Raw genomic sequence first — 9,017 nt, forward strand, 5'->3', positions numbered from 1 at the left:
CCAACGTTTCCACCCACCGCGGCGGTCAGTCCGCCAGCCGGTTGATGATGATCTCCTGCCCGGCATGCTGGCTCAGCTCGAAGCTGTCGACCACGTAGACCGCGCACATCACGCCGAACGCCTTGGCCTTCAAGAAGAACAGCTTGTTCACCGCCGCGAGCGACCTGGTCATGCTGTTCGGACCGTGGTTCGCGTCCTGGGTGAAGATAGTTCCCTTGTCGGTGCCGAGAACGTCCTCAGCGGTCAACTCCTTGCGCGCGGTCACCGTCGCCGCGCTCCTCAGCGTGATCCTGATCTGGGTCGCCGGCACGACGCCCGACCGGAACGTCGCCCGGATCCGGTCGCTGCTGCCGCCGTTGGTGATCAGCTGGCCGTCCAGGTCGTCGAGGTCGACCTCGAGGATCGACGGGCCGAACAGGCATTCGTGGATGGCCTCGACGCCTACCCCGCCGGCCGGACGTGCCGCGGCCGAAGCCTCGAGCGCTACCGGCTGTTCGGCGCGGTCCGCGCGGCGCTGGCCGAGGTCGCTACCCGCCGGCCGCTCGCGGTGCTGCTGGATGACCTGCACTGGGCCGCCGGCGGAACGGCCGAGCTGCTCGCTCATCTGCTCCGGCAGCCGCCGCCGGGACCGGTGCTGTTCGCCCTGGCCTACCGCCCCCGGCAGGTCCGCGCGGCGCTCGGGGTCGTGATCGACTCGACCCCGGCGGCGACCCGGATCCCGCTCGGCCCGCTCTCGCCGGCGAGGCGGCGTCCCTGGTCGGGCCCGCGGCCAGCCCCGATCTGTACGCGGCCAGCGAGAGCCACACCCATCGCCGTTCGGCAACCAAACACTGATCACGGACAGCGATCACACAGGTCACCGCGCCGGTGCACGGCCGGCAACACCAGCCCCGCCAGGACCCGGTGTCGTGCGGACGTGATCAGGCCAGCGCCCAGTGGCCCTCAAGTTCCTGCCGTTGACGTCCAGTGCCCCGAAGGCCGCCTTCAGGGCACTGGCCTGGCCGGCTGGGCGCGCTCCAGCCAGGGCCGCCAGCTCGCGGCGCACTGGGCGGGCTCGGTCCACGGCTGCGAGCAGCGCACCATGCGGGTGCCCGGGCGGTCCAGCCAGCGGAGGATGGCGGCGACCTCCTCGGCGGGGGCGCCGCGCAACGGTCCCGGCCCGGGTCGCACCGTTTCCGCGGCGGCCACGAGTGCCTCCACCACCGGCATCGGCGGCACACCTCGGCGGGCGACCCCGGCCGAGGCCAGCCGCCCGTGCCTGACCACCGCGAACTGCCAGCCCCGGTCCCCGTCCGGCCGCGCCGCGACCAGCTCCGCCATCGCGGCGAGCGCCGCCAGCCGCTGCCCGCGGTCCAGCGCGCGGATCAGCGTGCGCATCCGGTCGCGGCTGAACACCGCGTCCTCGTAGCGGCCCGCCTCGGCCAGCATCGACAACCGATCTGCCAAGTGCCGCAACGGATCCAGCCGCCGCCCGGCCACCAGCAGGGTGATCGCCTCGACCGACGGCCGGTACTCCGCCACGCTCTGCCGCCCGGCACACGGCGCCCCGCACCGCCCCAACTCCGCCAGCGCGCACGGCTTTCCATGCGCCCGCACCGGAATCCGTTGCGTGCACGGACGTATCCCGGTCGCGTCCTGCAACGCCAGCGCCGCCTCGCCGGCCAGCTTCGGCGACCGGAACGGGCCCAGGGCGCCGTCCCGCGGCACCCGAACCACCGACAGCCGCGGAAACGCCTCGTCGGTCAGCGTGATCCACCACGCGCTCCGCGGGTTCTTCGACCGCCGGTTGTACATCGGCTTGTGCGCGGCCAGCAGCCGAAGCTCGCGCACCTCCGCCTCCAGCGGGTGCGCGCACCCCACCGAGTCCACCCGCACCGCGAGCTGCACCATCTCCCGCAGCCGCCGCCGGGTCTCGCTGGCGGTGAAGTACTGCCGCACCCGCCGCCGCAGGTCCGACGCCGTGCCCACGTACAGCACCTCGTCGCCCGGCCCGCGGAACAGGTACACCCCGGGCGCCGACGGCAGACCCTCGGCCAGCGACCGCTTGCGCCGCTGCTCCGGCGTGACGTCCGGGATGTAGTCGAGCAGCTCCTCCAGCGACTGCACGCCGATCGAGCCCACCCGTTCCAGCAGGCTGTGCAGCACGTCCACGGTCGCCTGCGCATCCGGCAGCGCCCGGTGCACCGGCGTGACCCGCGCGCGGAACAGCTCCGCCAGCGCGGACAGCCGGCAGGTCGGCGCCTCCTCCCGGGACAGCACCCGGCGGGCCAGCCGCACCGTGCACACCACCACCGGTTTCGGCCAGGCGTAACCGAACCGGTGGCAGGCCGAGCGCAGGAACCCGATGTCGAACCCCGAGTTGTGCGCCACCAGCACCGCGCCCCCGATGAACTCCAGAAACGCCGGCAGCACCCGCTCCAGCGACGGCGCCGAGTACACCATCGCGTTGGTGATCCCGGTCAGCGCCACCACGTCCGGCGGGATGCCGCGCCCTGGGTCGACCAGGGTGGCGAACTCGCCGAGCACCTCGCCGCCGCGCACCTTCACCGCACCGATCTCGGTGATCGTGTCGGACTCCCGGCTGCCGCCCGTGGTCTCCAGGTCGAACACCACGAACGTGGTCGTCCGCAACGGTGTGCCGAGCTCGTCGAAGGAGAGCTGGGGGCTCCGCGGTCTGGACATCACCGCGGACGCTAAGCCACCCCACCGACAAGTCCGCGCATGCTCGGAGACGGCCAGTTAGCCTTGATGGATGGCACCGTCATCCCAACCGGTCGAGCCGGCGCACGACGCGCCCGCCGGCCCGTCCCCCGTGGACGACCGGGATGCCGCCCATGAGTCCACTGTGGACTGGACCCAGCTGCCCGATGCCGTGCGCGCCAAGCTTTCCGAGCTCGCCGCCGAGGCCATCGGCACGCTGCCGCGGGTGGACATCCCGCAGCAGCTGCGGGCGGTGGCTCGGTTCGCGCCGGCCAAGCGGGCCCGGCTGGGTGCCGGCGCGCTGGTGGCGAACCTGCGCGACTCGATCGCGTTCCGCACCGCCGTCGTCGAGTGGAGCCGCGAGCACCGCCCGGCCGCCCTGGACCTCGCCGGCGCCGACCCCGCCGCGGTCGCCGCGGCCGCCGTGCTGCTCGGCGAGGACACCGCGGACCACTACCTCGAGCTGGTCTCCCGCCGGGCCTCCGACGCCACCCTGCGCGCCGAGCGGGACGCCGCGGTGGCCCGGGCCGAGCGCATGCAGGCCGAGCTCAGCCGCGTGCAGGACGAGCTGAACGCCGCCCAGGGTGTGGCCGACCGGGTCCGCGCCGAGGGCGAGGCCGAGCTGGAACGGCTCCGCAAGAAGCTCCGCGAGCAGGGTGTGCGGCTGCGCGAGGCCCGGGACGAGGCCGCCCACGCGACCGCCGACGTGGAACGGATCCGGGCCGAGGCCACCGGCCAGGTGAACGTGCTGACCGAGCAGCGGGACCGCGAGCGGGAGCGCTCCGAGATCGAACGGATCCGGGCCGAGCGCGCCGAGACCGAAGCCGAGATCGCCCGGCAGTCCGCCCGCGAGGCCCGGCAGGCCGACGAGGTCCGCCTGGCCCTGCTGGTGGACACGCTGGACGGCGCCGTCACCGGCCTGCGCCGCGAGCTGGCCCTCGGCGGCTCCGGCCCGCGCCCCGCCGACCTGGTCCGGGGCGCCACCGCGGCCCAGGGCGTGGTCGGCCGCGTCGAGGACCCGGCCGCCCTCGACCGCCTGCTCGCCCTGCCCTCGGTGCACCTGGTCGTCGACGGCTACAACGTCACCAAGACCGGCTACCCCGAGCTTTCCCTGTCCGACCAGCGCGACCGCCTGGTCCGCCAGCTCGCCGCGCTCGCCGCCCGCACCTCCGCCGAGGTCACCCTGGTCTTCGACGGCGCCGGCGTGATCGCCGTCCCGACCACCGCACCACGCGGCGTCCGGGTCCTGTTCAGCGACCCGGGCGTGCTCGCCGACGACGTCATCCGCGCCCTGGTCACGGCCGAGCCGGAGGGCCGCCCGGTGGTCGTGGTCACCTCCGACCGTGCCGTCGCCGACTCCGTCCGCCGCCGCGGCGCGCACCCCGTCCCCTCCGCGGTGCTCCTGGCCCGACTCGGCCGGGTGTAGGGCGTGACGTGATCGCACCGTCCGCGTTAGACAAGGTGTGGGAGTGCGGAGGCTGACGTTCGGCGTGGCGTTGTCGCTGGTCGCCGCGCTGCTCGCGGCCCACCCGTTCGCCGGCGCCGCACCGCCGGAGCCGAACCAGGTCGAGGCCGGGGTGGCGCCGGGCGCGCCGGTACCGGACACCCGCCCGGGGGAGGCGTTCGCCGACCCCAAGGTGGCCCAACTCCAGCGCACCGCCTCGGACGTGCAGCGCGAGCTTGGTGACCTGTCCGCCCGCATCCATGCCGCCGAGGATGAGTTGCACAAAGCGACGGACCAGCTCAATGCCGCTAAAGCCGAGCGTGAGCAGGCCGACCGGGTGGTGGCCGCGCAGCAGGCCGAGGTGGACGCCTACTCCGCCGCGGTGTACTCGGCGATGGCCACGCCGAGCGGGATGCAGGCGCTGTTCGGCGCCAGCGGCCCGCGCGACTACCTGGCCCGCGCCGAGCTGGTCCGGCAGATCCGCGCCGACCAGGACAGCCGGATGACCGCGGCGCTGCGCCGCCAGCAGACCGCCGCCGACGGCGAGCGGGCCGCGGCCGGTGCCGAGCGGACGGCCACCGAGCGCACGGCCGAGCTGGACCGGCGCAACGCCGACGCCACCAACCGCGCCGCGGCGGTCTCCTCGGAGCTGCGCGGTTTCCTGACCGACACGAACGCCGCGGTGATCGCCGCGCAGCGCGGCCAGCAGGACCGCAACGCCGCCACCGCGGCCAACTGGCGCGCCTACACCGACCGGCTCGCCGCGCTCGGGATCAAGCCACCGCCGGCCGCGGCGCTGCGGGATCCGGCCCGGCTGCCGGCCGGCCTGCAGCCGCTGACCGGCTCCACCGGGCCGCAACCCGGTGTGGCGCAGGTGAGCCTGCCCACCGGCGAACGCCTGCTGGTGCTGCCCGCGGAGACGGTCAAGGCGGTGACCGCGGCCGTCGGCGCGCTCGGCCGGCCGTACGTGCCGGGCAAGGGCGGCGACGGCCCGGACGCGTACTCCTGCGACGGGCTCGTCCGGACGGCCTTCGGCGGCGCCGGCCTGCCCTTGCCGGCGTCCGCCGCCGAGCAGCTGGCGACCCTGACCCCGGTCGCGCTGCCCGACGCGCAGCCCGGCGACCTGGTGTTCGCCGGTCCGCCCCGGTACGGCGTGCAGAGCGTGGGCATCCTGCTCGACCAGCGCACCATGCTCACCGCGGACGCCCGGCTGGCCGGCGTGGTGGTCACCGACCTGCCGGCGGGGGAGAGCCTGCTCGGGGTCGGCCGCCCGGCGCTGCCGGCGCGGCCGGCCGCGCCGGTGCCCCAGCGCAGCGACGGCGGCCTGCCCTGGCGCTGCGGCGGGGTGGAGCTGCCGCCGCGGGCCGCCGGGGAGGCCGCGGGTGCCTGGGGCGGCTATCCGAACGGCTTCATCCCGCTGACCGCGCTCTGCCCGATCGGCGTCGGTGATCATGCCCTGCGCTGCGACGCCGCCGCCTCGTTCCGGGCGATGAGCGCGGCCTTCGGCTCGGTGTTCGGGCGGCCGTTGTGCGTGACCGACTCGTACCGCACGTTCGACTCCCAGGTGCGGCTCTACGCGCTCAAGCCGGCGCTGGCGGCGGTGCCGGGGACCAGCAACCACGGCTGGGGGCTGGCCGTGGACCTGTGCGGTGGCGCCCAGTCCTTCGGCACGGCGGAGCACGGCTGGCTGGAGCGGTTCGCGCCGGCGTTCGGCTGGTCCAACCCGCCGTGGGCGCAGCCCGGCCGGGGCCGCGAGGAGCCCTGGCACTGGGAGTTCGTGGGTCTCTGACCTGCACGAACGGGTGATTTTCGAACATCTGAACGAGAATTGTCGGTGGTCCGCTCTAGCCTTCGCGGTGGAAGTTAAGGGATGCGGAAGGAGTTCGGACATGTCGACGCTGACGGTGGACTGCGACACCTGTTCGGTGCGTGGGCTTTCCTGCCAGGACTGTGTGGTCACCGTGCTGCTCGGGGCGCCGCCGAGCGGCGTCGAGCTGGACCCGTTCGAGCGGCGGGCCATCGACATCCTTGCCGGAGCCGGCCTGGTGCCGCGACTACAACTGACCCCGGTGGAGAAGTCGGCTTAGTTCTTTTCGTCCGCTTCGCGCCGGTCGCTGGGCCGCGACACGCCCGGGCGATGCAGGGGTGTCGGTGAGCGGTCGTCCGCTGTCGCCGAGCGGCACACGACCAGGTGAACGGGGGTGTAGCCGCGGTCACATTGCGGAGTTGCCGCTGCTCCATTGGTGTTTCGTCGAGCGTTCACCGCGTTCTCCGCCGCGTCAGCTAGACGGGTTGACTCACTTTTCGTAACCTAGCCGAGATCTCGCGGCCGAATCGCTGTCAACCCCGAGACAGCGACGCGGGATCGCCGCTGATTCGGCCTTGTCGGGAGGCCGGACCGGAAATCCCCCACGGTGGGGTGCACGCCTGTGTGCTTTGAACATGGGCTTGCCCCGTCGGCGGTCCGATACGAAGGAGACACCCGCGACGTGGCGTCGCATCGAATGAAGCGCGCAGTCCGTGGAGCCCTCAGCATCACCGCTGTTGTCACGGTGATCGGTTTCTACCCGGTTACCCCGGCACTTGCGCAGCCTCCCGCCCCGAACAACGCCTCGGATGCCCTGAAGCAGTACCAGGACGTGTCCGCTCAGGCCGAGAAGGTGAACGAGGACTTCCTCGCCGCCAAGAACGACCTGACGAACAAGCAGGGCGAGCTGGACAAGGCCAACGCCGATCTGGCCACCGCCCAGCAGACCGAGACCGGCGCGCACGCCCAGGAGGAGCAGTTCCGTGGCTCCGTGGACGCGCTCGCCAACGCCTCGTTTCAAGGCGCCCGATTCTCCAATCTCTCCGCCCTCCTCGGCGGCAGCTCGCAGCGGGACTTCCTGGAGCGGGCGACCGCGCTGAACGTTCTCGCCACCGAGAACCAGGAGGCCCTGCAGAAGTTCACCAATGCGGTCGACACCGCGGCCGACGCCCGCAACAAGGCGACGGACGCGCAGAAGCGGGCGCAGGACGCCAAGACCGCCGCCGAGCAACTGGCCCAGCAGCTCAGCCAGGCCAAGATCGACCTGGACCAGAAGTCGGAGGCGGCGAGGAAGGCGTACAACAAGCTGAGCACGAAGGACATCGCCGACCTCGTCGGTCCCGTGGACAAGACCGTCTACCTGGCTCCTGCCGGCGCCGCTCATGACGCCGTGCAGACCGCGCTCGACCAGGTGGGCGACCGCTACGTCTACGGTGCCGCCGGTCCGGACCAGTTCGACTGCTCCGGCCTGGTCATGTTCGCCTACAAAGCGGCCGGGGTGAGCCTTCCGCACTCCAGCCGCGCCCAGTACACCTACGGCAAGCCGGTAGCCTCCGGCCAGTGGGTTGCCGGCGACCTGCTCTTCTACGGAGGCAGCGCCAGCAGCATTCACCACGTCGCCATGTACATCGGCAACGGCAACATCGTGCACGCCTCCACCTCCGGCGTCCCGGTCAAGGTCGTTCCGGTTTCCGGTGCCGGCAGCGACTACTTCGGCGCCAAGCGCATCGTCGGCTGATCCAACGCACGAACCTCGGGGCCCGGCGCCACCCGCGCCGGGCCCCGTTGTCATGCCAGGAACCCCGCGACGGGCCTCGTAAAGGCGGCGGGGTCGTCCAGCCAGGGGTAGTGGCCCGCTCCCGGTTGCGTGGTGAGCGTGGCGTCGGGGAAGAGCGAGGCGAGCTCGGCCACGGCGCTCGGCGGGGCCGAGATGTCGACCTCCCCGGCGAGCAACAGGACGGGAGCGTCGACGGTGCCCAGTGCCGGGCGGACGGCGTCCGGGGCGTAGCCCTCCACGTAGGCGGCGGCCGCCTCCGCGTTCCGCTGGTTCTCCGACCCGGCGTAGTGGGTCTGGGCCGCGGCGTCCCAGCGGCCGTAGGTGAACGGTGCGATCTGGTCCCAGTCGTCGTCGGTGGCCCGCCCGGCCTGGATCGCCTCGAACGCCGCCGAGGCCGGTCCGAACCACGGCTCACCCGCCCGGCTTCGCACGATCTCGCGCCGAACCTCGCTGGTGACGGCGACGCCGGCGCCGACCGGGCTGGGCGTGACCAGGGCCATCCGGCCGACCCGGTCCGGGTGGCGGATCGCGTACCACTCGGCGAGGTTCGCGCCGGGGCAGTGCGCGAGCAGGTCCACCCGCTCGAGGCCGAGGTGCTCGCGGAGCGCCTCGACGTCGTCGACCAGCCGGTCGCAGCGGCACGATGTCATGTCCTCCGGTGCCGCCGACCGCCCGGTGCCCCGGAGGTCGAACCGGATCAGCCGCAGGTACCCGGACAGACCGCCGAGATCCCCGAGATACACCGAGTCCTGCATCGGGCCGCCCGGCAGGCAGACCACCGGCCGGCCCTGCCCGATGGCCTCGTAGGCAAGCTTCGTCCCGTCACGCGCGGAGAGGTCAGGCACCGCCGGATCATGGCAGTGCCGTTTCCCGGCGGGCAAACGCGTTTCAGGGCACGGAGTTGAGCAGGTCGCCGAACCTGGTGAGGTCGTCGTCGGGTTCGATCGGCCAGGCGTCCAGGGCGGGGGCGGCGAGCACGGCGCCGATCAGGTCCGCGCCGCCGCCGACGAGGGTGGAGTCGAAGTCGATCTCGGTGGCCACACACCAGGTGTGGTCGGCCGGCCAGAGCAGGCTCGGCGACTGCGGTTCGAACCTGAGGGGAGAGATGTGCCAACCCATGTCCAGTGCCGCCCGCGGTGGCCCCCGAAAGAGCAGGTAGTCGCGGTAGGGCAGGCGCAGGCGCGGCAGTGCCCACACCTCGGCGGGCACGCCGGGCTCCGGCGACGCCTCGATCCGGCCGTGCGCCGTCAGGGCCCGCACCCCGGCGCCGTCGACCCAGCCCCAGCCGT

At 73.3% G+C, this 9,017-nt stretch carries 7 protein-coding genes and 1 pseudogene; 4 read left to right on the forward strand and 4 right to left on the reverse strand.

All coding sequences use genetic code 11. From position 1 onward, the window contains the following. Positions 1–25 precede the first annotated feature (25 nt). Positions 26–604, reverse strand: coding sequence for a hypothetical protein (locus VGR06_RS36735; RefSeq protein WP_327563826.1), 579 nt, complete (start codon positions 602–604; stop codon positions 26–28). Positions 605–984: 380 nt separating this feature from the next. Then, the gene (locus VGR06_RS36740; RefSeq protein WP_327563827.1) at positions 985–2,682 is read right to left on the reverse strand and encodes a DEDD exonuclease domain-containing protein; all 1,698 of its coding nucleotides are present in this window, start codon (positions 2,680–2,682) and stop codon (positions 985–987) included. 70 nt (positions 2,683–2,752) lie between these two features. Here VGR06_RS36740 and VGR06_RS36745 point away from each other — a divergent pair, with 70 nt between their 5' ends. The 4 genes from VGR06_RS36745 (at position 2,753) to VGR06_RS36760 (ending at position 7,689) form a co-directional block, all read left to right on the forward strand. Further along, positions 2,753–4,126 (forward strand): NYN domain-containing protein, encoded by a 1,374-nt coding sequence (locus VGR06_RS36745; RefSeq protein WP_327563828.1) that lies wholly within the window; start codon positions 2,753–2,755, stop codon positions 4,124–4,126. Between the two features lie 43 nt (positions 4,127–4,169). Further along, positions 4,170–5,933 carry a D-alanyl-D-alanine carboxypeptidase family protein gene (locus tag VGR06_RS36750; protein WP_327563829.1) on the forward strand — a complete coding sequence of 588 codons (1,764 nt, stop codon included), beginning with the start codon at positions 4,170–4,172 and terminating at the stop codon, positions 5,931–5,933. A 100-nt stretch (positions 5,934–6,033) separates the two neighbouring features. Next, entirely contained in the window at positions 6,034–6,231 is a 198-nt protein-coding gene (locus VGR06_RS36755) for a hypothetical protein (protein ID WP_327563830.1), read from the forward strand. A gap of 465 nt (positions 6,232–6,696) precedes the next feature. Then, positions 6,697–7,689, forward strand: a complete 993-nt coding sequence (locus VGR06_RS36760; protein ID WP_327563831.1) for a C40 family peptidase — start codon at positions 6,697–6,699, stop codon at positions 7,687–7,689. 50 nt (positions 7,690–7,739) lie between these two features. On the opposite strand, the gene VGR06_RS36765 is transcribed toward VGR06_RS36760, so the two are convergent. Next, complete coding sequence (locus VGR06_RS36765) at positions 7,740–8,573, reverse strand: alpha/beta hydrolase (RefSeq protein ID WP_327563832.1); 834 nt, start codon at positions 8,571–8,573, stop codon at positions 7,740–7,742. Positions 8,574–8,616: 43 nt separating this feature from the next. Further along, positions 8,617–9,017 (reverse strand): annotated as a pseudogene (locus tag VGR06_RS36770) (hypothetical protein); the annotation flags it as partial.

It is taken from the genome of Actinophytocola sp., assembly GCF_036002505.1.
Taxonomy (GTDB): domain Bacteria; phylum Actinomycetota; class Actinomycetes; order Mycobacteriales; family Pseudonocardiaceae; genus DASYTH01.